Origin of the sequence: Streptomyces sp. NPDC002619 (assembly GCF_042889305.1) — a bacterium.
Taxonomy (GTDB): Bacteria; Actinomycetota; Actinomycetes; order Streptomycetales; family Streptomycetaceae; genus Streptomyces.
The window spans coordinates 227,031-253,410 of sequence record NZ_JBIAQV010000006.1; the positions used below are offsets into that span (position 1 = coordinate 227,031).

25 protein-coding genes and 1 pseudogene are annotated in these 26,380 nt (G+C 71.1%); 15 read left to right on the plus strand and 11 right to left on the minus strand.

Annotation, left to right across the window (positions count from 1 at the left end):
• Positions 1-89 precede the first annotated feature (89 nt).
• From ACFYXB_RS13815 to ACFYXB_RS13825, 3 genes are all read right to left on the minus strand, one after another.
• Positions 90-2,321, minus strand: coding sequence for a molybdopterin oxidoreductase family protein (locus tag ACFYXB_RS13815; RefSeq protein ID WP_389581342.1), 2,232 nt, complete (start codon positions 2,319-2,321; stop codon positions 90-92).
• Between the two features lie 179 nt (positions 2,322-2,500).
• Entirely contained in the window at positions 2,501-3,118 is a 618-nt protein-coding gene (locus ACFYXB_RS13820) for a TetR family transcriptional regulator (protein ID WP_389581345.1), read from the minus strand.
• Entirely contained in the window at positions 3,115-3,729 is a 615-nt protein-coding gene (locus tag ACFYXB_RS13825; protein ID WP_389581347.1) for a hypothetical protein, read from the minus strand. Before ACFYXB_RS13825 ends, ACFYXB_RS13820 begins: the two co-directional genes overlap by 4 nt.
• A 151-nt stretch (positions 3,730-3,880) precedes the next feature.
• Here ACFYXB_RS13825 and hmgA point away from each other — a divergent pair, with 151 nt between their 5' ends.
• The 4 genes from hmgA (at position 3,881) to ACFYXB_RS13845 (ending at position 8,612) form a co-directional block, all read left to right on the plus strand.
• Positions 3,881-5,206 carry a homogentisate 1,2-dioxygenase gene (gene hmgA, locus ACFYXB_RS13830; RefSeq protein WP_389581349.1) on the plus strand — a complete coding sequence of 442 codons (1,326 nt, stop codon included), beginning with the start codon at positions 3,881-3,883 and terminating at the stop codon, positions 5,204-5,206.
• A gap of 214 nt (positions 5,207-5,420) precedes the next feature.
• Positions 5,421-6,170 (plus strand): GntR family transcriptional regulator, encoded by a 750-nt coding sequence (locus tag ACFYXB_RS13835; RefSeq protein ID WP_389581351.1) that lies wholly within the window; start codon positions 5,421-5,423, stop codon positions 6,168-6,170.
• Positions 6,171-6,195: 25 nt separating this feature from the next.
• Complete coding sequence (locus ACFYXB_RS13840; RefSeq protein WP_389581353.1) at positions 6,196-7,356, plus strand: type ISP restriction/modification enzyme; 1,161 nt, start codon at positions 6,196-6,198, stop codon at positions 7,354-7,356.
• Between the two features lie 59 nt (positions 7,357-7,415).
• Positions 7,416-8,612, plus strand: a complete 1,197-nt coding sequence (locus tag ACFYXB_RS13845; RefSeq protein ID WP_388499694.1) for a CaiB/BaiF CoA transferase family protein — start codon at positions 7,416-7,418, stop codon at positions 8,610-8,612.
• 24 nt (positions 8,613-8,636) lie between these two features.
• Here ACFYXB_RS13845 and ACFYXB_RS13850 read toward each other — a convergent pair whose 3' ends face one another.
• The 3 genes from ACFYXB_RS13850 to ACFYXB_RS13860 all read right to left on the minus strand — a co-directional run bounded on the left by ACFYXB_RS13850 (position 8,637) and on the right by ACFYXB_RS13860 (position 10,391).
• Positions 8,637-8,912, minus strand: coding sequence for a hypothetical protein (locus ACFYXB_RS13850; protein WP_351347513.1), 276 nt, complete (start codon positions 8,910-8,912; stop codon positions 8,637-8,639).
• Positions 8,913-9,039: 127 nt separating this feature from the next.
• Positions 9,040-9,852 carry an anti-sigma factor domain-containing protein gene (locus ACFYXB_RS13855; RefSeq protein WP_389581356.1) on the minus strand — a complete coding sequence of 271 codons (813 nt, stop codon included), beginning with the start codon at positions 9,850-9,852 and terminating at the stop codon, positions 9,040-9,042.
• A complete protein-coding gene (locus ACFYXB_RS13860; protein WP_389581359.1) occupies positions 9,849-10,391 on the minus strand; it encodes a sigma-70 family RNA polymerase sigma factor in 543 nt (180 codons plus the stop codon). Before ACFYXB_RS13860 ends, ACFYXB_RS13855 begins: the two co-directional genes overlap by 4 nt.
• 205 nt (positions 10,392-10,596) lie before the next feature.
• Between ACFYXB_RS13860 and ACFYXB_RS13865 the strand changes: the two genes are divergently transcribed.
• The 4 genes from ACFYXB_RS13865 (at position 10,597) to ACFYXB_RS13880 (ending at position 16,872) form a co-directional block, all read left to right on the plus strand.
• Entirely contained in the window at positions 10,597-12,138 is a 1,542-nt protein-coding gene (locus ACFYXB_RS13865; protein WP_389581361.1) for a DUF4331 domain-containing protein, read from the plus strand.
• A gap of 118 nt (positions 12,139-12,256) precedes the next feature.
• The gene (locus ACFYXB_RS13870) at positions 12,257-13,696 is read left to right on the plus strand and encodes a tetratricopeptide repeat protein (protein ID WP_389581363.1); all 1,440 of its coding nucleotides are present in this window, start codon (positions 12,257-12,259) and stop codon (positions 13,694-13,696) included.
• Complete coding sequence (locus tag ACFYXB_RS13875; protein WP_389581366.1) at positions 13,693-15,222, plus strand: nickel transporter; 1,530 nt, start codon at positions 13,693-13,695, stop codon at positions 15,220-15,222. Before ACFYXB_RS13870 ends, ACFYXB_RS13875 begins: the two co-directional genes overlap by 4 nt.
• A 45-nt stretch (positions 15,223-15,267) precedes the next feature.
• Entirely contained in the window at positions 15,268-16,872 is a 1,605-nt protein-coding gene (locus ACFYXB_RS13880) for a serine/threonine-protein kinase (protein WP_389581368.1), read from the plus strand.
• 4 nt (positions 16,873-16,876) lie between these two features.
• Here the strand turns inward: ACFYXB_RS13880 and ACFYXB_RS13885 are convergent, their stop codons facing one another.
• Positions 16,877-17,674 (minus strand): SGNH/GDSL hydrolase family protein, encoded by a 798-nt coding sequence (locus ACFYXB_RS13885; RefSeq protein ID WP_389581371.1) that lies wholly within the window; start codon positions 17,672-17,674, stop codon positions 16,877-16,879.
• 326 nt (positions 17,675-18,000) lie between these two features.
• On the opposite strand from ACFYXB_RS13885, the pseudogene ACFYXB_RS13890 reads away from it, so the two are divergent.
• A pseudogene (locus ACFYXB_RS13890) lies at positions 18,001-18,809 on the plus strand (lipopolysaccharide biosynthesis protein); the annotation flags it as partial.
• 22 nt (positions 18,810-18,831) lie between these two features.
• Here the strand turns inward: ACFYXB_RS13890 and ACFYXB_RS13895 are convergent.
• A complete protein-coding gene (locus ACFYXB_RS13895) occupies positions 18,832-20,265 on the minus strand; it encodes a xylan 1,4-beta-xylosidase (RefSeq protein WP_389581374.1) in 1,434 nt (477 codons plus the stop codon).
• A gap of 107 nt (positions 20,266-20,372) precedes the next feature.
• Between ACFYXB_RS13895 and ACFYXB_RS13900 the strand changes: the two genes are divergently transcribed.
• On the plus strand, positions 20,373-21,467 hold the full coding sequence (locus ACFYXB_RS13900) for a DUF5925 domain-containing protein (RefSeq protein ID WP_389581377.1): 1,095 nt from the start codon (positions 20,373-20,375) through the stop codon (positions 21,465-21,467).
• A gap of 15 nt (positions 21,468-21,482) precedes the next feature.
• Complete coding sequence (locus ACFYXB_RS13905) at positions 21,483-22,253, plus strand: DUF72 domain-containing protein (RefSeq protein WP_389581379.1); 771 nt, start codon at positions 21,483-21,485, stop codon at positions 22,251-22,253.
• 1 nt (position 22,254) lies between these two features.
• Here ACFYXB_RS13905 and ACFYXB_RS13910 read toward each other — a convergent pair whose 3' ends face one another.
• Positions 22,255-22,632, minus strand: coding sequence for a GntR family transcriptional regulator (locus ACFYXB_RS13910; RefSeq protein WP_389581383.1), 378 nt, complete (start codon positions 22,630-22,632; stop codon positions 22,255-22,257).
• Positions 22,633-22,703: 71 nt separating this feature from the next.
• On the opposite strand from ACFYXB_RS13910, the gene ACFYXB_RS13915 reads away from it, so the two are divergent.
• Both ACFYXB_RS13915 and ACFYXB_RS13920 read left to right on the plus strand, forming a co-directional pair.
• The gene (locus ACFYXB_RS13915) at positions 22,704-23,633 is read left to right on the plus strand and encodes a GNAT family N-acetyltransferase (protein ID WP_389581386.1); all 930 of its coding nucleotides are present in this window, start codon (positions 22,704-22,706) and stop codon (positions 23,631-23,633) included.
• Complete coding sequence (locus ACFYXB_RS13920) at positions 23,614-24,114, plus strand: DUF402 domain-containing protein (RefSeq protein WP_389581388.1); 501 nt, start codon at positions 23,614-23,616, stop codon at positions 24,112-24,114. The genes ACFYXB_RS13915 and ACFYXB_RS13920 overlap by 20 nt, the downstream gene beginning before the upstream one ends.
• Before the next feature lie 13 nt (positions 24,115-24,127).
• On the opposite strand, the gene ACFYXB_RS13925 is transcribed toward ACFYXB_RS13920, so the two are convergent.
• Positions 24,128-24,742 (minus strand): class I SAM-dependent methyltransferase, encoded by a 615-nt coding sequence (locus tag ACFYXB_RS13925; RefSeq protein WP_351366943.1) that lies wholly within the window; start codon positions 24,740-24,742, stop codon positions 24,128-24,130.
• A gap of 146 nt (positions 24,743-24,888) precedes the next feature.
• Here ACFYXB_RS13925 and ACFYXB_RS13930 point away from each other — a divergent pair, with 146 nt between their 5' ends.
• Positions 24,889-25,032 (plus strand): hypothetical protein, encoded by a 144-nt coding sequence (locus ACFYXB_RS13930; protein WP_389581390.1) that lies wholly within the window; start codon positions 24,889-24,891, stop codon positions 25,030-25,032.
• Between the two features lie 20 nt (positions 25,033-25,052).
• Here ACFYXB_RS13930 and ACFYXB_RS13935 read toward each other — a convergent pair whose 3' ends face one another.
• Positions 25,053-25,502, minus strand: coding sequence for a GNAT family N-acetyltransferase (locus ACFYXB_RS13935; RefSeq protein ID WP_389581393.1), 450 nt, complete (start codon positions 25,500-25,502; stop codon positions 25,053-25,055).
• Positions 25,503-25,773: 271 nt separating this feature from the next.
• Here ACFYXB_RS13935 and ACFYXB_RS13940 point away from each other — a divergent pair, with 271 nt between their 5' ends.
• Entirely contained in the window at positions 25,774-25,911 is a 138-nt protein-coding gene (locus tag ACFYXB_RS13940; RefSeq protein WP_389581394.1) for a hypothetical protein, read from the plus strand.
• The last annotated feature ends 469 nt before the right edge of the window (positions 25,912-26,380 follow it).

Below are 26,380 nucleotides of genomic sequence, written 5' to 3' on the forward strand. Positions count from 1 at the left end.
CCACCGGGCAGGCGGTGCGACGACGTTAGGTCGCGTCAAACGGCGTTAACAAGACGTTGACGCGCGAGCAATAAGCGCAAAACTCCAGGTCACAGCAGTGCGGTCAGTTCGACGGGGAATCCGTTGAGGACGGCGTTGCCCGACAGCGGGTCGAGGAGGCTGCCGTCGAGGAGCTGGTTGACGTTGACGCCGGGGGTCTCGTGGGCGTGGTTCAGCCGGGTGCCGGGACGGTCGTGGCCCCAGCCGTGCGGCAGGCTCACCACGCCCGGCCGGACGCCGTCGGTGACCTCGGCCGGGGCGGTCACCTCTCCCCCGGCGCCCTTCACACGGACGTCGGCGCCGTCGCGGACGCCGAGGCGCTCGGCGTCGTCCGGGTGGATGTGCAGGGTGCAGCGGTTGGAGCCGCCGGTGAGGGCGGGCACGTTGTGCATCCAGCTGTTGTTGGAGCGCAGATGGCGGCGGCCGACGAGGAGGAGACCGGTGGGGTGCTCCCGCAGGGCGGCCCGCAGCCGGGGCAGGTCGTCGGCGATCGGCTGCGGCAGCAACTCGGCCTTGCCGCTGGGGGTCTTGAGCGGCTGCGGGAGGCGGGGGCGCAGCGGGCCCAGGTCGATGCCGTGCGGGTGGGCCAGGAGTTCGGCCAGGGTCAGTCCGTCGGGTCGTACGCCGAAGCCGTCGCCGTAGGGGCCGAGGCGCAGCATCATGTCGAGCCGCCGTTCGGGGCCGGTGTCGCCGGTGAGCTGCGCGGCGAGTTCCTTCGGGTCGCGGCCGTGGACCGGTGAGTGTGCCTCGCGGACCGCCTTGCCCAGAGTCTGGTCGATCACCATCGCGTCGACGGCGGCCGGGTCGGCGCCGTGCATGCCGGTCGCGGCGAGGATCAGCCGGGCCAGGATCTCGGTCTCGGCCATCCTGCCGGGTTCGAGGGGGACTGCGGGACGTGTGTAACGGACCTGGTTGCGTACGGCGAGGGTGTTGAAGGCGAAGTCGTGGTGCGGACTCTGCGCGGGCGGCGGCGGGGGAAGTACGACGGTGGCGTGCCGCGAGGTCTCGTTCAGGTACGGGTCGACGCTGACCATGAAGTCGAGGGAGTCCAGGGCCTTGTCGAGCCGGTCGCCGTCGGGCGCGGAGAGCACGGGGTTGGCGGCGACGGAGATCAACGCCCGCACCGGCACGCCCTGTTCGGTCGCGGTGTCGATCTCCTCGGCGAGCGCGGCCAGCGGCAACTCGCCCTTGGCCTCGGGGTGCCGGCTCACGCGGGAGTGCCAGCGGCCGAGCGCGAAGCCGTGGCCGGGTCCGGCGGGCCGGGGTGTCCGGTCGGTGGCGGCCTGTGGGAAGAGGGCGCCGCCGGGCCGGTCGAGGTTGCCGGTGAGGATGTTGAGGACGTCCACGAGCCAGTTGGCGAGGGTGCCGTGCGGGACGGTGCAGCTTCCGATGCGGGCGTAGACGGCGGCGGTGGGGGCGGCGGCGAGTTCGCGGGCGAGGGTGCGGATCGTGCCCGCGTCCACGTCGCAGGCTTCGGCGACCGCCTCGGGGGTGAAATCCCGTACAGCCGAGCGCAGTTCGTCGATGCCCTGGACGTGCGGTGCCAACTCGCCCAGGGAAACGAGATCTTCGTCGAACAGCACGTACGCCGTCGCCGCGAGCAGCAGCGCGTCGGCGCCGGGGCGGATCGCGAGGTGCCGGTCGGCGAGACGGGCGGTGCGGGTGCGGCGCGGGTCGATGACGGTGAGGGTGCCGCCGCGGGCCTTGAGCGCCTTGAGCTTGCCCGGGAAGTCCGGAGCGGTGCACAGACTTCCATTGGATTCAAGGGGGTTGGCGCCGATCAGGAGCAGGTGGTCGGTGTGGTCCAGGTCGGGGACCGGTATCGCGTTGGCGTCGCCGTACAGCAGCCCGCTGGAGACGTGCTTGGGCATCTGGTCGACCGTGGAGGCGGTGAACAGGCTGTGGGTGCGCAGCGCGCCGAGCAGCACGGTCGGGTAAAGGGCGCCGGCCATGGTGTGGACGTTGGGGTTGCCGAGGACGACACCGACTGCGTGGGGGCCGTACCGCTCGACGACGGGCCGGATACCGGCGGCCACGGCGTCGAAGGCCTCATCCCAGGTGGCCTCCCGCAGTTCGCCGTCCCTGCGGACGAGCGGGGTGCGCAGCCGGTCGGGGTCGCCGTCGACGGCGCCGAAGGCGGCACCCTTGGGGCAGATGAACCCGTGGCTGAACACGTCGTCGCGGTCGCCGCGGGCGCCGGTGACAGTGGTCCCCTCGATAGTGAGGGTCAGCCCGCAGGTGGCCTCGCACAGGGGGCAGATACGCAGGGCGGTGCGGGACACGGGTCCTCCCGGAGGGCGGCGGCTGCGGTGGTGCTCGGACTGAGGGGGAGCATACCGACCGGTATGGACGGAGGGGAGGGGGCGCCGGGGTTCCGTCGCAAATCCGCCTGTCCGCCTGTGGTCCGCGGGCCGGCCACCACTGGTTATCGGGGCGGCCGCCGATGGTCCTCGTGCTCGGGTCAGTCCAGCACGCGGCCCAGGTACGCGCGCAGCAGCTCCCGGGTCTCCGCGATGATCGCCTCGTCGCCCTGCGGGTCCATCCGGAAGGCCAGGTGCACCAGTGTGTCGGCGGTCTCGACGGCTATCAGGAAGGTGCGCCGCAGCGCGTCGTCGGGCGCGCGGCCGAGGTAGCCGGAGAGCAGTTCGGTGAGCTGGTCGGCGACCCGGTGGTTGGGCTCGGCGTCCCGGGCACCGACCGGAATCTGGTTGCCGAAGTCCACGAGGGAGAAGCCGGGCGCGGTGTGCTTCATCGCCAGGTACTCGTCGAGCACGGCGTCCATGGCCGCCCGCCAGTCGCCCGCTCCCGCACCTGCCAGCCGCTCGGTGACGCGCTCGGTGTACCGCTCCAGGTTGCGCTGGGCGAGCGCGTCGGCCATCGCCCGCTTGTTGCCGAAGAAGCGGTAGACCGAGCCGATGGGCACTCCGGCGCGCACGGCCACGGCCCGGGTGCTCAGGGCGTCGTAGCCGACCTCGTCGAGGAGATCGGCGCAGGCGTCGAGGATCCTGGTCAGCCGTTCTGCACTGCGCCGTTGGACGGGTGCGCGGCGGAGCGATGTGGCGTGGGGCACGGGCTTCATGATGCCTTTCCGGCCGGATCACGTGAACCTCGTCCCACAGTACGGAGGCGGACGACCTGCGCACTCATCGCGCCCGTGCCGCTCCGCCCGGCGGCTGTGCCCGGTGACGACTCCGTCTCCGAGGCGGTGACGTCGGCCGTGCTCTCGACGGGTTTGCCGTGTACGGCCCACACCGTGCCGTCGTCGGCGTACAGGCGGGCGGTGATGTGGTGGGTGCCGTGCGGGACGAGGCGGGCGGCGAGGTGGTACGCCGGGGTGCGCAGCCGGGCGACCGGGTCGCCGTCGACGAAGAGGTGGGCGAGGCCGCGCCCCGCCGTCGCCACCGGTCTCGTGCCGGCCGGTGAGAAGCGGAAGTGGCGGGGCGTCAGCCGGACGTCCCAGCCGCCGGCGCTGTCCGGGGTCACCTCGATGCGGACGGCGGGTGCGCCGTCCTTGGCGACCTGACGGTAGCGCCGCCCGGCGTCGTCCCTCTGGTCGAGGAGCTCGCCCACCGGCGAGGGCGACTTCCCGTCCCTCCGCTCGTGCGCCTCGCCGGTTCCGCACCCCGCGGGCGCGACCAGCAGCAGGACGCAGACCGCGAGCGCGGCACGGAGTCCATGCGTCCACGACATGCCGGGGAGCGTAGAACACGGGTCAGACAGCCGAATCCCCCTGGAGTCGGGTTCTCCTCGTACGTCATGAGGAGCATGCGAGATCCTCTTGCGCCCGGGAAACCGCAATCCTACGGTGTTGCATAGGAATCTGGTTCGCAAGGGAGCGATCATGAGCGGGGACGCGCGGAAGACCGCCGAGGGACTGGTGTATCTCTCCGGGTTCGGCAACGAACACACCTCGGAGGCGGTGCCGGGCGCCCTGCCCGAGGGCCGCAACTCACCGCAGCGCGCGCCGCTCGGGCTGTACGCGGAGCAGCTCAGCGGTTCGGCGTTCACCGAGCCCCGGGCGCACAACCGCCGCTCCTGGCTGTACCGGATCCGCCCGTCGGCCGCGCACCCGGCCTTCACCCGCACCGGCAACGGCACGCTCCGTACGGCCCCCTTCACCCAGACCGCGCCCGACCCGAACCGGCTGCGCTGGAACCCGCTGCCCGGGCCCGCGCCCGAGACGGACTTCCTGGACGGCCTCTGGACGCTGGGCGGCAACGGCGACGCGACCCAGCGCACCGGTATGGCCGTGCACCTCTACCACGCCAATTCCTCGATGGAGCGGGTCTTCAGCGACGCCGACGGTGAGCTGCTGATCGTGCCGGAGCTCGGGGGGCTGCTGCTGCACACGGAGTTCGGGCTGCTGCATGTGGAGCCGGGACATGTGGCGCTCATTCCACGTGGGGTGCGCTTCCGTGTAGAGCTGCTGGACGATTCAGCCCGCGGTTATGTGTGCGAGAACTATGGGGCGCCCTTCCAGCTCCCCGACCTCGGGCCCATCGGCGCCAATGGGCTCGCCAACGCCCGGGACTTCCGGGCGCCGGTCGCCGCTTACGAGGACGTCGAGGGCCCGGTGGAGGTGGTGAACAAGTTCTGCGGCAACCTGTGGCGGGCGACGTACGACCACTCGCCGCTCGATGTCGTCGCCTGGCACGGCAACCATGTGCCTTACATCTATGATCTGCGCCGTTTCAATGTGATCGGCACCATCTCGTACGACCACCCCGACCCGTCGATCTTCACCGTGCTGACGTCGCCGAGCGACACCCCCGGCCTCGCGGGCGTCGACTTCGTGGTGTTCGCGCCGCGCTGGTTGGTGGGCGAGGACACGTTCCGGCCGCCGTACTTCCATCGGAACGTGATGAGCGAGTACATGGGGCTCATCGAGGGGGCGTACGACGCGAAGACGGCCGGAGAAGGGGGTTTCGTGCCGGGCGGGGGCTCGCTGCACAACATGATGTCGGCGCACGGACCGGACCGGGAGACCTTCGACCGGGCGAGCGCCGCCGAGCTGAAGCCGCAGAAGATCGACGACGGCCTGGCGTTCATGTTCGAGACACGCTGGCCCGTCACCCTCACCCCGCACGCGGCACGCGCGCAGCACCTGCAGCACGGGTACGACGACGTGTGGCAGGGCCTCGAACGTAACTACCGCGCGCTTTCATGACTCCGTTCGCCTCCGGGGCGCCGCAGTGCCAGACATGCGGCTACCGCCGCGTGGCGGTGTCGAGAGCCCGACCGTGCTCAGCCCTTCGGGCCTCCGCGCTCCCCCACTCTCGGCTTCGCTCGAGCGGGGGGACCCCCATGCCCCCTCGACACCGGCGCGCCCCTTCGGCTCACTCCGTTGCACTGAACGCTCATACACAGGTACGGATAGCCCCGTGACCTCCTTCGCTCCGGACTCGATCGTCCTGAACCGCAAGCTGCCGCTCTGGTACCAGGTGTCGCAGTCGCTGCGTGCCTCGATACTCGGCCGCTCGGCCCGGGAGCCGCTGCGGCTGCCCACCGAGGAGCAGCTGGCGGAGCACTACGGGGTGAGCGTGCTGACCATGCGACAGGCGCTGAAGGAGCTGGAGGACGAGGGGCTGATCAGCCGGCACCGGCGGCGCGGCACGTTCATCGAGCCGGGGGTGCGGCGCGGCGCTCCCGTGCGGCTCCTCGGCTCGGTGGACGCGATCGTGGCCCAGCAGTCCGGTATGACGACGGAACTGCTCGACCGGGGCCGGGGACCGGTTCCGGCGGAGGTCGCCGAGCACTTCCCGGATCTGGCCGAGGTGGCGACGTACCACCGGCTGCGCTTCGACGAGAAGAGCGGCGAGCCGACCAACCACGCCCACAACTACGTGCGTCCCGCGCTGGCCCGGCGCATCGACCCGGACGATCTGGTGCGCTGGCCGATGACCAAGGTGCTGCGGGACGTCGTGGGCGCGGACATCAGCCGCATCACGGACACCGTGGAGGCCCGGCTGGCCGACCCGGAGACGTCGCGGCTGCTTCAGGTACCGCTGCTCAGCCCGATCCTGCACTACACCGGCGTGACGTACGACGGGGACGGCCGGGTCCTCGACGTGGCCGTCATCCACTACCGCGGTGACCGTTTCTCGTTCACGGTCACGCTCGACGCCACCTGACCCCGGCCCGCCGGCAGGTCGTACGATGCCCAGCGTGACGCACGACGACGCTCCGCTGCTCGCGGACCTCATTCCGTGGTCCGTCGCACCGCTGCGGCCGGGCCGCGCCTGGCCGACGGCGCCCGACGCGGCCTCCCTGAAGGCTCGTTGGGACGCCCTGCTGAAGGCGGACGGACCCGACCGCGAGGCCCTGTTCGAACCGACGCGCGCCCGTACGTTGTACTCGGCGGTCGGCCAGCTGCCCGGCCGGTCCACCGGTACGGAGAAGCTGGTGCGCGCGTCGGGACCGTGCCCGGAGCCGGTGCGCGTGCTGGCGGCGCCCTTCGACGAGCAGTGGCTGATCCCCGACCACCGGCTGATCGACACGGCACGGCCGGAGTTGTGGCGGGTGGCGGAGGAACGGCAGGTGTTCGTGGTGGAGTCCGCGGAGGACGGTCAGGGCCCCCTGCTGCTGGCGACGTCGCTCCTGCCCACGTTCCGCCCCGGCCACATCCGCCCCCTCTTCCGCCGCCCCGGCGGCGCGGAACCCAACCTGGCGCCGGGGCTGCTGGACCACCTGACCGCCCGCCTGGGCCTGTCCCCCACTCCCCTGGACGTCCTGGCCTGGGTCATGGCGACGGTCCGCCTGGGGCTCTCCGTCCCGCTCACCGAGGACCCCGAACTCTGGTCACGGGGAGTCGACTTGGGCCACCGCATCCTGTGGCTGATGCGCCGCGACGGTGAGCGTCCCAAGTTGCCCGGCGGCCGCCGTCCCTACGTCCGAGCCCCACTCCCGTCGCGGCCGCGCACCCTCGACTACGACCGCGACGAGGAGACCCTCCAGGTGGACGAGGGCCGCATCTCACCGGTACCGCCGGAGGCGTGGGACTTCGAGGTGGCGGGGGTCCGGGTCCTGGAGCAGTGGCTCACCGCGCGCACGGCCGAGGCGGCCCCCGGCACCCTGGCGGCGATCCGCCCGGCGACCTGGCCGCAGACCTGGACGTCGGAACTGCTCGAGCTGATCACGGTCCTGGCGCTGCTGGCGGAACTGCGGCCGCGGCAGTCCGAGTTGACCGTCACGTCCGCCATCACCACAGCCGAACTCCGCCGGGCGGGCGTCCTGCCGGTACCGCCCGCCGCCCGGCGCCCGGCATCGGTCCTGGACCACCAGGAAGAGGGTCCGGAGGGCCAGTTCGCCCTCCTGTGAAACGGCGGACGCCTGCCGAAGGCTGACAAAACCGCAGGGTGCGGGTCATGATCCGGTCCATGGACCGACTCCCCCTGCCCCTGGAGGGCATCACCGTCGTCGCCGTCGAACAGGCCGTGGCCGCGCCCTTCGCGACCCGGCAGCTCGCCGATCTGGGCGCCCGGGTCGTCAAGGTCGAGCGGATCGACGGCGGCGACTTCGCGCGCGGCTACGACACCGCGGCCCGCGGCCTCGCCTCGCACTTCGTGTGGTGCAACCGAGGCAAGGAGTCGATCGCGCTCGATCTCAAGGACCCGCGCGGCCTGGACGTCGTACGGCGGCTGGTCGCGGACGCGGACGTGTTCGTGCAGAACCTCGCCCACGGCGCCGCCGCGCGGCTGGGGCTCGACGCGGCCACGCTGTGCGCCGCGCATCCGCGGCTGGTCGCCGTGGACATCTCGGGGTACGGGGCGTCCGGGCCGTACGCAGACAAGCGGGCCTACGACATGCTCGTGCAGTGCGAGGCGGGGCTCGTGTCGGTCACCGGGACGCCGGAACAGCCGGTGAAGGCGGGGATCCCGGCGGCGGACATCGCGGCGGCCATGTACGCCTTCTCGGGCGTTCTTGCGGCGCTCGTGCGGCGCGGGAACACGGGGCGCGGCGGGCCGGTCGAGGTGTCGATGCTGGAGGCCCTGGCCGAGTGGCTGGGTCACCCGCTGCATCATGCGATGCACGGCGGCACTCCCCCGGCGCGCACCGGGCTCGCGCACGCCGTCATCGCGCCGTACGACGCCTACCCGACGGCGGACGGCGGTCGGGTGCTGCTGTCGGTGCAGAACGACCGGGAGTGGGGGCGGCTGGCCGAATGGGTGCTCGGGCGGCCGGAGTTGGGGACGGACCCGGACTTCGCGACGAACGCGGCTCGGGTCGCCCACCGGGAGCGCACCGACGAGCTGGTCGCCGGGGCGCTGGGCGTGCTGGACGCCGACGAGGCGCTGGCACGTCTGGAGGCCGCGGGCATCGCGTGCGCGCGGCTGAGGGACCTGCACGAGCTGGCGGAGCATCCGCAGCTGGCGGCCCGGGACCGGTGGCGGGAGGTGGGGTCGCCGGTCGGACCGCTGCGCGCGCTGCTGCCGCCGATCACCATGCCGGGCGGGGACGAGGCACGGATGGGGGACGTGCCCGCGCTCGGACAGCACACCGGGGCGCTGCTGCGTGCCGTGGGGATGACGGACGACGAGATCGCAGCGTTGCGCCGGGACGGCGTGGCGGCCTGAGCGCGGGCCTTCGGGCCCGAGCTCTCAGTGCTTGTGGTTGCCGCCGAACAGCGAACGGCGCAGCCGACGCAGCGGCGCGAACAGCGAGACGCGGCTCACGCGCGTACCCCTGTCGCTGGGCTCGTGCGTCGTGTCACGCGCGGTCAGCTCACGCATCAGCGAGGTCGCCTCGGCCGTCTTCTGCTCCGGTACGGCGGGACCCGCCAGCACCGCGAGATGGCGGTCGAGGCGCGAACTGCTCGCGCTGCTCCCGTAGGTGATCGCAGGGACCCTCGCCCTGCTCCGCACTATCTGCTCCATGTCACTCCCCACCCGTAACGAGTCCACCCGGCCCGGGCAGGGTAACCCTACCGTCCCATCCGGGCACTCGTGTATCGCCGTCACAGGATTCACCTTCCCCGCAAGGATGTTGACGATTCCTCGATGGTTACTCTCCGAATCCGACCGATTTCAGGGTGAGTTGCGCAATCGGCTGGGTGGTGGGCTGCGCTGACCCTCCGGCGGGCTCGACGGTCACGGCGAGTGACGACGCCGTTTTCCCGAAGCCGGTCGCGACCAGGGGCGTGTCGCCCTCGAACAGACCGAGGGAACGCGGTTGCACATCGGGGCGCATGAGCCAGAGCTGGCGCACATGTCCGCTGGGCGGGGCGTCGTATCCGCTGAGCGTGACGACGGCCTGCCCCTCGGAGACGGAAGCGATCACTCCGATTCCGCGGCCGCGGGCGTCCTTGCTGCTGGTCGCGCGGGCATCGGGGGCGGCCAGAACGTGGGCGATCTCACGCGACTGTGCCCTTTCCGCGTCCAGCCGGTCCTGGGTCTGATTCGCCTGGACCGCAAACAAGGCGGCGACGACCAGCGCCGCCGCGGCCGTCACCGTGGCGAACGGGACGAGGAGAGGGCGCACCCGGGGCGTACGGGTGCGTGCCGGCGGGGGCTCGGTGCCCCAGACGTGCGGCGGCAGTTGGGGCGCGCGCTCACGGGCGGGGGCGGGCTCCTGCGGCATGGTCCGTACGGCGGTCAGCACCCGCTCGCGCAGCGCCGCCGGCGCCGGGGCGGCCGTGGACCAGGCGAGGCGCACCGCGTCCTCGGACAGGGCACGGACCTCGGCGGCACACCGGTCGCAGCCCGCGAGGTGCTTCTCGAACCTGCGCCGCTCGCCCGGTTCCAGGGCGTCCAGCGCATAGGGGGCGGCGAGGGAGTGCGGATCCTCGCGGTTCAGCAGCCGGCCGAGGACGCTCATGCGGCACCTCCCAGGCACTCGCGCAGCCGGGTCAGTCCGTCGCGCATCCTCGTCTTCACCGTGCCCAGCGGCAGGGAGAGCCGCTCGGCCACTTCACGGTACGTGTAGCCGTCGTAGTAGGCGAGGGTCACGGACTGGCGCTGGAGTGCGGTGAGGCGGTCCAGGCAGCGGCGCACCCATTCGCGTTCCAGTCCCGCCTCGACCTCTTCGGACACCTGGTCGAAGGCGGGGCGATGGGCGCGCCGGGCCTCGCGCTCCTCGCGTTCGCCGGCCGCGCGGGCGCTGCGCACCCGGTCGACGGCGCGGCGGTGGGCGAGGTTGAGGATCCAGGAGAGGGCGCTGCCCCGGCCGGGGTCGAACCGCGGGGCGGAGCGCCAGAGTTCGAGCAGCACCTCCTGGGCCACCTCCTCCGACTGGGCCGGATCGCGCACCACGCGGCGCACCAGACCGAACACCGGCCCGGACACCAGCCCGTACAACTCCTCGAATGCCTTCTGGTCGCCGTCTGCCACGAGCACCAGAAGCTCGTCCGCGTCCACGCGGTCCCCCTCTCCCCGGCCGCACCCGGCCCATCCCGTCACACCAGGCATTCGCAACGAACGCACCTCCGGATGGGGTTACGGATCAGCGGTCCGAAAACGCGGGTCGAGCAGCCGCAAAAGAATTTTCCCGACCGACCAATCCGCCCCCCGGCCGGCTCCGAATCCCGGTGCGTCAGGCAAGTTGGCATCGAGGACGGACGGCATGACACCTCACATATCCAGGAGCGGTGCGGGGCGCAAGGGCCTCGTCACCCTCATCTGTGGTGCGCTGGCCGCCGGGGGGCTCGCAGCCGCCGGTGTGGCCACGCTGGAACCGGGGGCGGCCTCCGCCTCCTCCCACCGGGAGGCCCCGCTGATCTCGGGGACCCCCCAGTACGACAACACGGACGTGTACGCGTTCGTCAGCCCGGACAAGCCCGACACGACGACCGTCGTGGCGGACTGGATCCCGTTCGAGGAGCCGGCGGGCGGACCGAACTTCTACACGTTCGCGGACGACGCCCAGTACGACATCCACATCGACAACAACGGTGACGCCCAGGGTGAGCTGCTCTTCCGCTACACCTTCAAGACGCACAGGAAGAACGGGAACACGTTCCTGTTCAACACCGGCCCGGTCACCAGCCTCGACGACCCGGACCTCAACATCACGCAGACGTACGACATCGACCTCATCCGGCTGAAGAACCAGCACGTGGTGTCCACGACGAAGGTCGCGGACGACGTGCCCGTGGCGCCGTCGAACGTGGGCAAGGCGTCGATGCCGGACTACGGCAAGCTGCGTTCGCAGGCCATCCACAGGACGGCGGGCGGCACCACCACCTTCGCCGGTCAGGCCGACGACCCGTTCTTCCTGGACCTGCGCGTCTTCGACCTCCTCTACGGCGGGAACCTGTCCGAGGTCGGCTGGGACACGCTCAAGGGCTACAACGTCAACACGATCGCCCTGCAGGTGCCGAACGACCTGATCACCCAGTCGGCGAAGCAGCCGGTCGTCGGCATCTGGTCGACCACGCAGCGCAAGAACGCGCAGGGTTACTACACGCAGGTCTCGCGCCTGGGCAACCCGCTGGTCAACGAGGTCGTCAACCCGCAGAAGGACAAGGACAAGTTCAACGCGTCCGCGCCGTGGAACGACGGGCAGTTCCTGAAGAACGTCACGAACCCCGAGCTGCCGAAGCTCATCGAGGCGATCTACAAGATCAAGGCGCCCGCCGAGCCCCGCAACGACCTGGTCGACGTCTTCCTCAAGGGCGTCAAGGGCCTCAACCAGCCGCCGAACGTACGTCCGGCGGAGGAGCTGCGGCTCAACACCTCGATCAAGCCGACCGCGAACCCCAAGCGGCTCGGTGTCCTCGACGGTGACAACGCGGGCTTCCCGAACGGCCGCCGGCTGACCGACGACGTCGTGGACGCCTCGCTCCAGGTGGTCGAGGGCGAACTGGTCGGTTCCAAGAACGATCTGGGCGACGCGGTGGACGCCAACGACAAGAAGTTCGAGAAGAGCTTCCCGTACGTGGCACAGCCGACGGCCGGTTCGCGCGGTCCGCTCGCCAAGGGGACGACCAGCGGCGCGGACGTGCGCAACGAGCTGGGTGACGCGCTGAAGCCGGCGGGTGCGTCCTCCGGCGGCTCCGACGACACCGTCCTGATCGCCGGGTCGGCGGCCGCCGGCGCGGCGGGGATCCTGCTGATCGGCACCGCGCTCACCTGGTGGCGCCGGCGGATGCAGCGCCCGTACTGACACACCGACCCCTCGACCGGCGCGGCCCGCTCCCACTTCATCCCCCACGGCGCGGGCCGCGCCTCCCCACGACTTCCAGCACCGACCAGGCGACCGACCATGCGACCGAGGAGAGGCCATGTCCTCCCGCACGAACGACAAGAAGGCCACCGCCCATGTGGCGAACCGACCGGACACCGAACCCGTCCCCGAAGAGCGTGTCGCCGCCGTGCGGAGGGTTTCCACGGCCCGGCGGCTGTGGCGGGTCGCCGGGTGCGCTCTGTTGCTGGCCGTCGCGATGACCGGTGGGGCCATCGCATTGGGGGCCGTACGCGACGGGGGATCGGGGTCCGTGGCGACCGCCTCCAGTGCCGTGCCGCCCGGGCTGCTGGGCGGTGGTGACCTCGATACGAGCATCGCCGCCGTACAGGCCCATCTCCGCACACAGCCCAAGGACTTCGGCGGCTGGGCCACCCTCGGGCTCGCGTACGTCGAGCAGGCGCGGACCAAGGGCGACCCGTCCCGCTACCCGCAGGCGGACAAGGCCCTGGGGCGCTCCCTCGAACTGGCCCCGCACAACGAGCAGGCCCTGTCCGGCCGCGCCGCGCTCGCCGCCGCCCGGCACGACTTCAAGGACGCCCTCACCTACGCGGACGAGGTCCTGCAGCAGAACCCGTACAGCGAACGCGCGCTGTCCTCCCGCATCGACGCCCTGGTCGAACTCGGCCGGTACGCCGAGGCGTCGAAGGCAGCCGACATCGCCGATGAACGCCGCCCCGGCGTCCCGGTCTTCACGCGCTACGCCTACGTCCACGAGCTGCGCGGAGACGTGACCACCGCACAACGCGTTCTGAAGCAGGCGCTGTCCACCGCCACCTCCCCCGGCGATGTGGCGTACGTCGCCGCGGCGCTCGGTCAACTCGCCTGGAACCAGGGCGACTACAAGACCGCGCTCACCTATTACTCCCGCGCCCTCGGCGCCGACGAGGACTACCTCCCTGCCCTCGAGGGACGCGCCCGCGCGCAGGCCGCGACCGGTGACCGGGCCGGCGCGATCAAGGGCATGGAACTCGTCGTCTCCCGCTACCCGTTGCCCGGCCCGCTCGTCGAACTCGGCGAGTTGTACGAGGCGCGTGGCACGGAGGGCGACAGGGCCAAGGCCTCCGACCAGTACGCGCTCGTCGACGCCTGGACCGCCCTCGCCCGCGCCAACGGCGTCAACGCCGACCTGGACACCGCGCTCGCCGCCGCCGACCACGGCGACAAGGCCTCCGCCCTTCGCGCGGCCCGCGCCGAGTGGGCCCGCCGACACACCGTGCACACCGCGGACGCCCTCGCCTGGGCCCTGCATGTCAACGGCCACGACCAGGAGGCTCTCCTCTACGCCCGGCGGGCCACCGCCACCGGCTACCGCAACGCGTCCTTCCTCTATCACCGCGGCATGGTCGAACTCGCCACCGGTCACCGGCAGGACGCCCGCGCCCGGCTCACGGCGGCCCTGAAGCTGAACCCCGGCTTCTCCCCGCTGGGCGCGAGCAAGGCCCGTACGGCACTGAAGAACGTGGAGGCGGCCAAGTGAAAGCCCGTCGATCGCTCGCCTCCGTCACGGCCGTGTTCACGGCCGCCTGCGCGCTCGCGCTCCTCCCCTCCACGAGCGCCGGCGCGCACCCCCTCGGCAACTTCACCGTCAACCGGTACGACGGTCTGGTCGCCGCCCCCGGCGGGCTGCGCCTCGACCACATCGAGGACCTCGCCGAGATCCCGGCGACCCAGGCGCGGCCCGACATCGAACGGCTGGGCATGACCGAATGGGCGCGGCAGCGGTGTGCGGACGCCGCGTCGGGCAGCAGGCTCACCGTCGACGGCCGTACGACCGATCTGACCGTGGCCGGCAGCACCGCGCACCTGCGCCCCGGTCAGGCCGGGCTCCACACGCTCCGCGTCGAGTGCCGGCTCACCGCGCCGCTGCCCGAAGGTGACACCGTCACCATCGGCTTCCACAGCGCGGGCGCGTCCTTTGGGCCCGGCTGGCGGGAGATCACGGCACGTGGTGACCGTACGACGCTCACCACGTCGGACGTCCCGGAGAAGTCCGTCTCGCACGAACTATCCAGCTATCCCCGGGAGTTGCTCTCCTCACCGGCCGACACGGCCACCGCGTCCGTGCGCGTGCGCCCCGGCGGTCCGGCCCTCGCCGAGCAGCGCCAGGACGCCCCGGCCGCCTCCGTACTGCCGCGCGGCGCCGACCGCTGGACCCGCGCCCTGGACGGCCTCGTGGCCCGCCACGACCTCACCCTCGGCTTCGCCGTCCTCGCGCTGGTCATCGCGATCGGCCTCGGTGCCCTGCACGCGCTGGCCCCGGGCCACGGCAAGACCCTGATGGCCGCGACGGCGGCGGCGCGTGGCGGCCGGGTACGGCTGAAGGACGTCCTGCCGCTCGCCGCGTCGGTCACGGTCACGCACACCCTCGGCGTCGTCGCCCTGGGGCTGCTGGTCACGGCCGGCTCGGCGGCGACGCCCTCGGTGATCGCCTGGCTGGGCATCGCGAGCGGCGCCCTGGTGCTCCTGGCGGGCGCGAGTCTCGTACGACGGGCCTGGCACAACCGCACTCATACGCAAGCTCATGTGCGACAGCAGGCACCGGAACGCGAGTTGGCCATGGCGGGCGCCCATACCGGGCACACACACCACCATCACCACGACCACCACCACGCTGTGGAGCACACCCACGGCGGCCACACCCACACCCACCCGACCGCCCCCACCGTCCGCGGCACGATCCTCCTCGGCTTCGCCGGCGGGCTCGTGCCGAGTCCGTCCGCCGTGGTCGTCCTCGTCGGCGCCGCGGCGCTCGGCCAGGCGTGGTTCGGGCTGCTGCTCGTCGTCGCGTACGGCGTCGGGCTGGCCCTGACCCTGACCGCGGCCGGGTTCGCCGTCGTCAAGATCGGTACGGGCATGACCCGGATGATGGACCGGCGTCCGCGCTGGACCACTCACCCGGTGGCAGCCCTGGTGCGTCGGTCGGTTCCGCTGGCGTCCGCGTGTCTCGTCGTGGCACTCGGGGTCGGATTGGTGTTCAAGGGGGCTGCATCCGCACTCGGCTGAGCTACTTTTGTGAGGAATTCGCGCGAGATGCCGTGGGGGGCGCCGGTGTCCGAAGAACAGGGCAGTGAACGAGTGATCGCGGGCCGCTATCGACTCCTGTCCCCGCTCGGCGAGGGTGGCATGGGGACCGTGTGGCGGGCCCGTGACGAGGTGCTGCAACGCGATGTGGCGGTCAAGGAGGTGCGGGCCCCGGCCGGGCTGCCCGCACCTGAGGTCGAGCGGATGTACGCCCGCCTGGAGCGCGAGGCGTGGGCGGCGGCCCGGGTCTCGAACCGGAACGTGGTGACGGTGTACGACGTGGCGGTGGAGGGCGGCCGGCCGTGGATCGTCATGGAGTTGATCCGCGGTCTGTCGCTGGCCGACCTGCTGGAGGCGGAGGGTCCGCTGTCCCCGCAGCGGGCCGCGCACATCGGCGCCGAGGTGCTGGCCGCGCTGCGCGCCGCGCACGGGGCCGGGGTGCTGCACCGGGACGTGAAGCCGGGCAACGTGCTGATGGCGAACGACGGCCGGGTGGTGCTCACGGACTTCGGCATCGCGACGGTCGAGGGCAGCTCCGCGCTGACCATGACCGGCGAGGTCATAGGCTCGCCCGAATTCCTCGCTCCGGAACGGGCGTTGGGGCGTACGCCCGGTCCCGAGTCCGACCTGTGGTCCCTCGGTGTGCTGCTGTACGCGGCCGTCGAGGGCAGCTCGCCGTTCCGTCAGGACACCCCGCTCTCCACCCTGCGTGCCGTGGTCGACGAGGAGTTGCCGCCGCCGCTGCGGGCGGGGCCGCTCGCGCCGGTCATCGAGGGGCTGTTGCGCAAGGACCCGGCCGAGCGGCTGCGGGGTGACGTGGCCGAGCGGGACCTGCGGCTCGTCGCGGCGGGCGGTGCCTTGCGGGCCGGCACCGTGCTGGCGTCGTCGCCGTACACCGCCCGGACAGTCGCGGCCCAGCCCCAACAGCTCTCTCCGACACCGCCGTTGCCGCTGCCGACGCGGGCCGCTGTGCCGCCGGAAACGGCGCCGCAGGAGCGCAACCGCAGGGCCGCGGTGGTCCTGGTGGCGGGCCTGGTCGCCGTCGCGCTCGCGCTGGCCGGGCTGACGTACGCGCTGCTCAACCGCGAGAACGGCAGGGGCGACGGCGGCTCGTACGGCAGCACCCGCGCGACGGGCGGCGCGAGTTCACCCGCGGCGTCGCAGACCACGGAGTCGAACACCGCCTCCCAGCCTGCCGCCCCCGGCACGACCGAGGCCAGCAGCCAGGCGGCCCAGACCGTGCACGTCACGCTGACGGGCGTGCACACGGATTACTCCGGCACGTGTCCGCCGCCGGACGCGCAGGCACCCGCATTCACGGCGACGTTCACCGTGGGGCGGGTGCCGGAGCGGGTCGAGTACCGATGGGTCCTCAGGGACGGGTCGGTCTCCGATCCCGGATGGAAGACGCTGTCGTTCCCGGCCGGTGGCGGGAAGTCGCAGCAGGACAAGGTGACCGTGACGACGTACTCCACCGGCGGGACGGTCGAGAACGCGGTCAGTGTGGAGGTGCGCAGTCCCGTGCGGACGACCTCGGACACGGTTCCGTTCTCGGTGACCTGCGCGACGACAGAGACCCCGACGGAGACCCCGACGGACGGGGCCTCCGCTTCGCCTTCGAACTCGCCCTGAAGACTCAGTCGTTGTTGTTGAGCACCGGCAGGTAGCCGCTGGAGTGACCGGTGGCGGTCGGGTGGTAGGACTCGCCGATGTCCAGCCAGTTGACGCTGTGCAGCCAGGAGGAGCCGGAGCAGATCTCGTGGCCGGTGAACGTGGTGCGCACGTCACCGAAGACGAAGCCACTGGCGGCGACACGGCCCGCGATCGTGCTGTTCAGCAGGTCGGACGCGCTGTTGATCGCGGCGCGCTTGGTGTCGGAGAGACCGATGCAGGTCGTCGACAGTTCGTAGAAGCGGGGGTAACCGAGCACGACCACGCGGGCGCTCGGCGCCTTGGACCGGATCGCCGAGTACACGCTGTCCAGCCGGCCGGGCAGGGTGTTGGAGATGTAGCTGCGCGCGGTGTTGATCCGGGAGATGCACGTGCTGTCGGAGCTCGTCACACAGGTCGTCATGACGTCGGCGAAGCCCGCGTCGTTGCCGCCGATGGTGAGGGAGACGAGGGCGGTCGAGGAACTGAGCGAGCCCAGCTGGTTGTTGATGACGTCCGTCGTCACCGCGCCCGAGCAGGCGTTGAAGGCGAACGAGGACGGGGCGTGCGCGGCGTTCCAGAGGTACGGGTACGCCTTGGTGCTGCGGTCGCAGGAGCCGCTGGAGTCGATGTAGCTGCCTGCGCCGACGCCGGATGAGTAGGAGTCACCGAGGGCCACATAGCCGCCGGTTGCGGCCTGTGCAGTCGCCGCCGCCCCGGTAAGGGCCGCGCTGACGGCGAGGAGGGTTGCTATGACATAAGCCGTAAGTCTGGAACGTCTCATGGAACCTCCCTTTAGCAGGATCACTGCGGCAACCATGGTGACTACTACGCGCGTTGAATGGAAGTGTCCATGCCAAAACTTTTTAGCGATCAACCAAATGGATCGCGGGCCTTGACGGTCCGTTGATTACGTGTTCATGCCATGCCTATTGACGGAACGTCAACTCCCTCTTCACGCCCGCAGCTGGCCGCACATCCGCGCGAGGCCGGTCCGCGTCTTGGCGCCCCCAGCGGCGCTGCGCCACATTGAAGCCCGGCATCCGGGGCTTCAGGGGGCAGGACGAGATGGGCGGCCTGGGCCTGATCTCGGTGCTGCCGCTGCCGACGCTGGTCGGGGCCGCCCTGCTGGCCGCGCTCGCCCTCTTCCCGCGCGTCGGCGTCACCGCCAAGGAGCGCGACAAGGACCGGATCAGCCTGGCCCCGGTGGCCGCACTGATGGCCGGGCTGCTGCTCATGGGCGGTTTCCCGGTGGCCCGGTGGGGCAACGAGCCGTTCGAGCGGATCCGGCCCGGCGAGGTCACCGCGATGGACTACGTGCACGCCCACGACAAGCCGACCGTACGGCTGCTGTGGCTGAGCAACGACACGGTGAACAACGTGACGCCGGCGATGCCGTGGGGCGCGAAGGACATGGAGCAGGTCGACTACGTACCCACTCTGGCGCCGACCGAGCCGGTGCTGGTGTCCGGCCTGGTCAAGGCGCTCAAGGACGCGGGCCCGAACTCGTATCTGATGATCAACAAGAGTCAGGTCACCTACCTCCGGATGGACGTGGGCTACTCGGCGGCCTGGCCGTCCCGGTTGGTCCAGAACCTGGACAGCCGAAAGGGGTTGACGAAGGTCCTGGCCAACGACGACGTCACGATGTACGCGATGCGCGACCAGCCCGCCGGGCCGGTGCCGAGCCGAATCCCGGACCGATCGGGCCGCAGGTGACCTGGACGCCGTGGTCGGTGGTCGGCGGTCTCGCGGCACTCGTGCTGATCCTGCTGCTCACCGCCCGCGAGATGGTCCGGGTCGCGGTACGGCCCGGCGTGCGTCAACTGCGATGGCTGCAGGGCAGGTTCTGGTTCTCGCTGCCCCTGCTGGCGGTGTTGCTCGCCTCCCCGGTGCAACGGTTCCTGACGATGAAGTGAGGTCGGTGAGGTTCGAAGTGGCTCACCTGGTGAGCCACTTCACCTCGTACGCCCGCAGGTCGAACCGCTTCCCGTCGATGTTCACGCTGATCGAACGGTCGAGGGTGTTGACCACCAGGACGATCCTGTCGCTCGCCAGGACCCGCACGTGGGGCACGTCGTCCGCGGCGACGGACACCGTCTCGTACCCGGTCCCCGGCGGGAACGCCTTGCCGAACCGGGAGACCAGGCCGTACATGGGCAGTTCCTCGCCCCCGCCGCCACCGCCGGTCGGCGTCCACAGACAGCCGGCGCAGTCGGTGCCCTTCTCGTTCTCCGGGTTCCAGTAGAAGCCGGAGTCGGCGCCGCCCCTGGCCATGGCGATCATCCCGGCGGCCTGGACGGCGACATGGTGGGGCTCGGACCAGCCCTCGCGCTCGTCCTTTCCGTCGGCCGGCTCGACGTAGTACTCGGCCCACCACAGCGGCAGGTCGCGGGTCTGCCGCCGCACCCACTCGCTGACGGCCGTGAGCTTGTCGGTGGCCGCGAACTCATTGGGCAGCGTCTCGTCGTCGTTGGTGTAGCTGGAGCCGTCGACGACCACGAAATCGGCGCCCACTTTGTGCGAGTTCCAGTAGGAGAAGGCGTCGAGGACCCGCTGGTCCATCGCTCCCCAGGGGCCCTTGAACGTCGTGGAGGCGTTCTCCGTCTGCCGCGGGTCGACGCTGTCCATCACCAGGTACGGCCCGCCGACCATGATGTCCTTGTTCACGTTCTTCAACGCCCGGTAGACGAGGTTGTACAGCTTCGTGTAGCCCTCGTAGTCCCAGCGGGCCTCGGCGTTGTTCCAGAAGCCCTTGAACTCGTTCCAGACGATGAAGTGGCGTACGTCCGGATAGCGCTTGGCAACGGTCGCGGCGAGGTCCGCGAAGTCCTGGTAGTGGTCGGGAGTGGGGGCGGTCTCCAGGGCGGCCCGGCTCCAGTCCGTGTTGTCGACGCCGGCCTTGCCGCCCTTCATCCAGTCCGGGGAGCAGCACAGGGAGATCACCGGGGTGGCGCCGGACGCGCGCATGAAGTCGATGCGCCGATCCAGGGCGCCGAAGTCGTAGCGCCCCTTCACCGGCTCGGGGTTGTCGGCCCCCCAGCCCATGATGTGCTGGTTCTGTGGCAGCCCGCGGCTCGCGGCCAGCCGCTGCTCGACCCGCTCGGTGGCCGCGCCGCTGCCCTCGTCGGCGCTGTACTGGGTGTGGGTGAAGCCCCAGCCCACATACGGCTGCGAACGGCCTCGCGGGGTGGCCGGTGTGCCGTGCACCTTGTCGCCGTCGCGCGAGGTGCCCGCGGTGCTCCCGCCGCCCCCCGAAAGCGTGTTGGTCAGGGTCACCATCAGGGCCAGCGCGGCCACGCCCACACCGAGCAGGGCGGTGAGCCGCCACCGCAGTGTGCCTCCAGCACCCGAATTCCACCCATGACGTCCCATCAAGGACAACAGTAACGGCGATTTTCGTACGGCAGGGAGGTCTTGGACAGGGGAACAACCGGCGGAAATGCTGTGCGCGGAGCGCGTCGGTGACGGATCATGGCGGCATGTCTGCCAACCCGCATGACGCGCTGCCGATCCGGCTGAACGTCGACGACTCCGACTCGCCGTCCGACGTCGTCGACGCGCTGTTCCTCGGCCGCTTCGCGACGGGCGAACAGCCGTACTCGCACGCGGCGAACATCGACCGCGTGCGCTCCGGCGCGACCTTGCTGCCCCAGGGCGCCCGGGTGCTGCGCATCGCCCGTGACGACGACCGCAGCGCGACGCTCGCGGAGGGCGACGGCTGGACCATGCTGATCTCCCGCTGGAACCGGGGCGCCGACGTCACCGTGACCGCGACCAGCGCCGAGCTGGCGAAGAAGGTCCTCGACCAGGCCACCGAGGGCGCGGCGGACGAGCCCGAGCCGCAGCCGGAGAACGTGACGATGGGCTTCTGGTACGTCTCCCCGAGGCGCGGTCCGCACCGCACGACCCGCCAGATCTCCGCGGGTACGTGGGACGAGGTGCGGGCCAACTACACGGCACCGGTGGCCCAGGCGATGGACCGCCTGATGAAGACGACCCCCGAGGACATCGCGGGCCGGCTGCTGCTCCTGCACGGCCCACCGGGCACCGGCAAGACCTCGGCCCTGCGCACGCTGGCCCGCTCCTGGCGCGACTGGTGCCAGGTGGACTGCGTCCTGGACCCGGAGCGGCTGTTCAGCGACGTCGGCTATCTCATGGACATCGCGATCGGCGAGGACGACTCGACCGGCAAGGGCCGCTGGCGGCTTCTCCTGCTCGAGGACTGCGACGAACTGATCCGCGGCGAGGCCAAGCACACGGCAGGCCAGGCCCTCTCCCGGCTGCTGAACCTCACCGACGGCCTGCTCGGCCAGGGCCGCAATGTCCTGGTCGGCGTCACCACCAACGAGGACCTGGAGCGCCTCCACCCCGCCGTGGTCCGCCCCGGCCGCTGCCTGGCCCGCATCGAGGTCGGCCCGCTGACCCGCCGGGAGGCGGTGACATGGCTCGGCAGCGAGGAGGGTGTGGGCCGCGAGGGGGCCACGCTGGCGGAGCTGTACGCGCTGCGCCGGGGCACGTCACCGACGTCGGTGCCGGGGGCGCGGGACGGGGCGGACGCGGGGCTCTACCTGTAGTGCTTTGATGGACGTATGACCCTGTTCGTCGGGACGTCGGGGTGGCAGTACAAGGACTGGCGGGGCGTGCTGTACCCGGCCGACCGTCCGATGCGGCTGTGGCTGGAGGAGTACGCGGCACGCTTCGCCACGGTGGAACTCAACAACGCGTTCTACCGGCTGCCGACGAGGGAGAACTTCGAGGCGTGGGGCGAGCGTGTGCCGCAGGACTTCGTGGTCGCGGTGAAGGCGAGCCGCTATCTCACGCACATCAAGCGCCTGCGTGACCCCGAGGAGCCGGTGCACCGCCTGATGAGCCACGCGGCGGGCCTGGCCGACCGCCTGGGCCCGGTCCTCCTTCAACTCCCCCCGACTCTCCGCGCCGACGCCGGCCTCCTCGACACGTGCCTGTCCTTCTTCCCGCCGGGCACTCGAATCGCGGTGGAACCCCGGCACGACTCATGGTGGACACGCGAGATCCGCGAGGTCCTGACGGCCCGGGGGGCGGCGCTGTGCTGGGCGGACGTCCAGGCCCACCCGGTGACCCCGCTGTGGCGCACGGCCGACTGGGGCTACGTCCGCTTCCACGAGGGCCGAGCCCACCCGTGGCCGCGCTACGGCCGACAGTCCCTGGACACATGGGTGGACCGGATCGCGACGACCTGGTCCGACGGGGAGGACGTGTACGCGTACTTCAACAACGACCCGGGCGGGGCGGCGGTGGAGGACGCGGTGACGTTCGGGGGGAGGGCGAGACGGGCCGGCTTGACGGTGACGCGCACTCCGGAACTCACGGCACAGCGCTGACTCACGTCACGGCATCTCCATAAGCGGCCCGCAGGGCATCCCGAACCGCCACCAACGCCTCCCCCTCGTCCAACCCCAGCCGCCGCACCCTCTCGGCGTAAGCCTGCGCAGCAACAGCCGCCGCACGCTCCGCGGCCGAGCCGGCGGCAGCCACAAACGTTCCGTTGCGCCCCCGTGTCTCGATCACCCCGTCCGTCTCCAGCGCCCGGTACGCCTTGGCCACCGTGTTCACCGCCAGGCCCAGCGACTCGGCGAGCCCCCGCACGGTCGGCAGCCGGTACCCCACCGGCAGCCCCCCGGACCGCGCCTGCTCGGAGATCTGGGCCCGCACCTGCTCGTACGGCGGCGCGCTGTCGTCGATGTGGATCTTCAAAGTCACGGGGTGATTGTCCCGCACCCGCCGGAAAATGAGAGGCATCCCGGCCCGGATCCCGCATAGCGTGCGGCCCCATGACCGTGATCGTGCGGGACCTGCGTCCCGAAGTCCGGGCCGACGTCGAGGGCTTCGCCCGCGTCCGGCATCGCGCCCTCCCGTTCATGCTGTTCACCGCCGACTCCATCGCCTACGACCTCGCACACTCCCATCCGGACGCCCATTCCCGCCTGCTCGTCGCCGAGGAGGACGGTGAGATCATCGGCACGGCCCAGGTCGGCTTCGCGTACGACAGCCCGCAGCCCGGCCAGGGCTACGTGAACGTCTACACGGACCCGGTGACAAGGCGCCGCGGTGCGGGCGCGCTGCTCACGGCCGTGGCCGAGGAGCACCTGGCCGCGAACGGCGCGCGGAAGCTGTTCGCCTGGGTCCTCGACGAGCCCGACAACCGCGCGTTCGCCGAGCGCCGCGGCTACCTCGCGAGCCGCAGCGCACACTTCCTGCGCCTGGACCTGGCACACGGCACCCTGCCCCCGCGCGAACCGCTCCCGCCGGACGTGGAACTCCGGACCGGCGCCGACTTCGCGGACGATCCGCGCCCGCTGTTCGAGCTGGACGCGGGGACGATGTCCGACGAACCGAGTGACATCGCCCACGAGTTCACGGACTACGAGGCCTGGCTGGCGGAGACCTGGCGGCATCCGCTCCTCAGCCACGAACTGACGTCGGTCGCCGTGGTGGACGGCCGCCCCGCCGCGTTCAGCGCCGCCCGCACCGACGGCGGCGCCCGCTACGGCACCGTCATGACCGGCACCGCCCGCGCCTTCCGCGGCCGCGGCCTGGCCAAGCTCGCCAAGAACGACTCCCTGCACCGCGCCCGCGCCGCCGGCTGCACCGAGGCGTTCACCGGCAACGACGCGGGCAACGGTCCGATGCTCGCGATCAACAAGTGGTTCGGGTACGAGATCTGCGCGACGGAGGTGCGCTATGCCCGCGAACTCGGCTGACGAAGCCCGCCAGGTGGACGTGGTCCTGGTGAAAGGCGGCCGTACGAAGATCCGTTATCCGGCCGAGCTGCTCCAGGACGACGGCACCAGGATCGTCGTGCGCGCCGCCTTCGCCGGTGGCACCGTCCGGGATTTCGGGTTCGTACGCTTCGAGCCCGGTGACGTCTTCACCGAGTACTACTGGCGGGATCGCTGGTACGCGGTGATGGAGGTCCGCGATCCCGCAGGCAGTCTCAAGGGGTGGTACTGCGACGTCGCCCGCCCGGCGACCTTCTCCGGCACGGAGCTGGTCGTCGAGGATCTCGACCTGGACCTGTGGCGCTCCGCCGACGGCACGGACGTACGGCGGCTGGACGAGGACGAGTTCGAGGAGAGCGGCCTCAGGGAGTCGGACCCCGAGGCCGCGGCCGCCGCCGAGGTCGCGCTCAACGAGCTGGAGGCACTGGCCCGCGACGGAGGCTTCGACGACCTGCTGGTCTGAACGGAAGCCGGACTCACACGGTCGCGACCACCGCGTACCGCTCGTCCTCGACCTCCCGCCCCCACAGCAGCGCCTCGTCCGACAGCCGCTCCACGCGCACGTGCCCGGCGAGCGGCTCCAGGAGCGCGGTGAGCCGGTCGGCCGGTACGCCGACCGGGCTGACCGTCCCCCACACGCCCTCGACCAGCACGAGCCGGCCTCCCGGCCGCAGCAGGCCCCACCAGTGCCGCAGGACACGGGCGGGGTCGGGCAGCGTCCACAGCACGTGTCGTACCAGCACGACGTCGTAGCGCTCCTCCCCCACCGGCGGCGCCGCCGCGTCACCGACCAGGAACGCCGCGTCACGCCCGGCGAGCTTGGCGCGGGCCCGCTCCACCATCGCCGGGGACAGGTCGACGCCGGTGACGCGGTGTCCGCACTCGGCGGCAAGGAGCGACAGGCTGCCGGTGCCGCAGCCGAGGTCGAGGACATCGGAGGGGTGTTCGGGCAGCCAGGTACGGAGTCTGGCCGCCCAGGCGGCGCGCACTTCGGGGTCGCGCAGACCGTGGTCCGGTTCGTCGTCGAAGGCGGCGGCCTCGGCGTCCCAGTCGACACCCGGCGCGGTCGTACGGTCACTCTCGTAGGTCATGGTGCCAAGAGTGACACCCGCCACTGACAGTCGAATCGTGACAGCCGCCACTGACAGGGCGGCGCCGATGAGTGACCCTCCCCAAAAGGGTCTACCTCCGTGGGAACCGTTGACCACGGAACTCGGTGGCCCTGAAGGAGGCAGCCATGCGCCGCTCGACCGTGCAGAAGCCGCTGAAGAACCTGAAGAAGACGACGGCCCGCCGACTCCGCGAGGAGACCGACGAACGGCTCGCCGAGCGCCCCGAGGTGCGCAAGGACATCGCACGCACCTGGTGGCCTGACGGCTGATCCGACGCGCGTCCGGTCCCTCAGTCCAGCCTCTTGCGGTAGTGGATGCGGTCGTAGGGGCCGTCCACGCGGCGTTCCAGCACCTCGTATCCGTACTTCGGATAGATCTTCTGGTTCTCCCACATCAACGCGTTGGTGTAGAGCCTGACCTCGGTCAGCCCGAGCTCACGCGCGCGTGCGTCCACGAACCGCAGCAGCCGTCCCCCGACGCCCCTGCCGTGCGCGTCGGGGTGGACGGCGATGCTGTCCAGGAAGAGATGATCGGCGCGCGCCCCGATCACCACGAGACCGATCACGGGCTCCCCGGTGACGAACACCTTCCCCGCGGCCACGTTCGCCGTGTGGTCGGCCTCCATGGGCCGCGGCACCACCCCGATGCGCGCGATGTAGGGGCGGTACGCCGCGTCGGTCACCGTCTTCACGGCCGGTACGTCTGCGGCGACGGCCGGTCGGATCCCGTCGTTCGTCATGCCCCGCACGGTACCTATCTGAGCGCAGTCTCAGTGCTCCCTTAACGAGGTCGAAAAGTGCCAACACACCGCGACGCTACGCGACAGGTGGGCGGTCTCAAGGCAGTGGCAGAGGTACTGAGGGCAGGAACAGACTTCGACGGCACCGAGCGCTCGGCGATGCACAATGCGGAAGCGCGGGTCACGCTCGGAGTCGCGACGGCACGTGAGGGCGACCTGGAGCAGGCGCTCACGATGGGGGGAACATGCCCTCGAAGGAGACCGGCAGTCGGTGCCGTCGCTCATCATGACCAGCCGTGAACTCGCTGCCGAGATGCGGCGGCGCTACGCCACAGAACCTGCGGCGCAGGACTACCTCAACCGCCTCCACTCGCTCGCTGAGCAGAAGCCCGGATTCATGCCCCGCTGAGGGGTGTAGGTTCCCCGCGACCGTGGCCAATTGGCCTTGAATGAACTGCGGTTTTGCCGGATCACCTTTGTGGGCGGTGAGCAGATCTTCCGCGTGACGAGGCCACTACTGGCTGGTAGTCATCAGGGCAGTGGTTCCTGTGTCTCCATCAGCCGGACCGTATCTCTTCCTCCGCGTTCTTGCGATCGTCCTTGCTGGTGTGATCGCACGGTAGGCCCAGCAGCAGGCTGCCGGGCCTACCGTCTGTCCGGGCGTCGGTGCCCCCGCGTGTGCCCCACGGGGGCACCGACGCGGGAGGATGCGGGTAGATCCCGGGAGATGGTTCAAGTCGGGCTTCGGGCACCCGCATCCCCGGCGCGTCACCTGTCACAGTGAGGTGGCGGCTCCGTGAGCCCGAAGGGCACCGACGCCTGAGCGGCGGCGCGTGCGCTTCTGTGCCGTATGCCACATGAGTCGTCTTGTGATGAGC

What these genes read in the sequence shown, in the direction of transcription:
- ACFYXB_RS13930 (WP_389581390.1), top strand. Translation starts at nt 24,889, where the DNA reads ATGCGCCGCTCGACCGTGCAGAAGCCGCTGAAGAACCTGAAGAAGACG.
- ACFYXB_RS13935 (WP_389581393.1), bottom strand. Translation starts at nt 25,502, where the DNA reads ATGACGAACGACGGGATCCGACCGGCCGTCGCCGCAGACGTACCGGCC.
- ACFYXB_RS13850 (WP_351347513.1), bottom strand. Translation starts at nt 8,912, where the DNA reads ATGGAGCAGATAGTGCGGAGCAGGGCGAGGGTCCCTGCGATCACCTAC.
- ACFYXB_RS13865 (WP_389581361.1), top strand. Translation starts at nt 10,597, where the DNA reads ATGACACCTCACATATCCAGGAGCGGTGCGGGGCGCAAGGGCCTCGTC.
- ACFYXB_RS13870 (WP_389581363.1), top strand. Translation starts at nt 12,257, where the DNA reads ATGTCCTCCCGCACGAACGACAAGAAGGCCACCGCCCATGTGGCGAAC.
- ACFYXB_RS13895 (WP_389581374.1), bottom strand. Translation starts at nt 20,265, where the DNA reads ATGGGACGTCATGGGTGGAATTCGGGTGCTGGAGGCACACTGCGGTGG.
- hmgA (WP_389581349.1), top strand. Translation starts at nt 3,881, where the DNA reads ATGAGCGGGGACGCGCGGAAGACCGCCGAGGGACTGGTGTATCTCTCC.
- ACFYXB_RS13920 (WP_389581388.1), top strand. Translation starts at nt 23,614, where the DNA reads ATGCCCGCGAACTCGGCTGACGAAGCCCGCCAGGTGGACGTGGTCCTG.
- ACFYXB_RS13905 (WP_389581379.1), top strand. Translation starts at nt 21,483, where the DNA reads ATGACCCTGTTCGTCGGGACGTCGGGGTGGCAGTACAAGGACTGGCGG.
- ACFYXB_RS13840 (WP_389581353.1), top strand. Translation starts at nt 6,196, where the DNA reads ATGCCCAGCGTGACGCACGACGACGCTCCGCTGCTCGCGGACCTCATT.
- ACFYXB_RS13925 (WP_351366943.1), bottom strand. Translation starts at nt 24,742, where the DNA reads ATGACCTACGAGAGTGACCGTACGACCGCGCCGGGTGTCGACTGGGAC.
- ACFYXB_RS13845 (WP_388499694.1), top strand. Translation starts at nt 7,416, where the DNA reads ATGGACCGACTCCCCCTGCCCCTGGAGGGCATCACCGTCGTCGCCGTC.
- ACFYXB_RS13855 (WP_389581356.1), bottom strand. Translation starts at nt 9,852, where the DNA reads ATGAGCGTCCTCGGCCGGCTGCTGAACCGCGAGGATCCGCACTCCCTC.
- ACFYXB_RS13900 (WP_389581377.1), top strand. Translation starts at nt 20,373, where the DNA reads ATGTCTGCCAACCCGCATGACGCGCTGCCGATCCGGCTGAACGTCGAC.
- ACFYXB_RS13820 (WP_389581345.1), bottom strand. Translation starts at nt 3,118, where the DNA reads ATGAAGCCCGTGCCCCACGCCACATCGCTCCGCCGCGCACCCGTCCAA.
- ACFYXB_RS13915 (WP_389581386.1), top strand. Translation starts at nt 22,704, where the DNA reads ATGACCGTGATCGTGCGGGACCTGCGTCCCGAAGTCCGGGCCGACGTC.
- ACFYXB_RS13825 (WP_389581347.1), bottom strand. Translation starts at nt 3,729, where the DNA reads ATGTCGTGGACGCATGGACTCCGTGCCGCGCTCGCGGTCTGCGTCCTG.
- ACFYXB_RS13885 (WP_389581371.1), bottom strand. Translation starts at nt 17,674, where the DNA reads ATGAGACGTTCCAGACTTACGGCTTATGTCATAGCAACCCTCCTCGCC.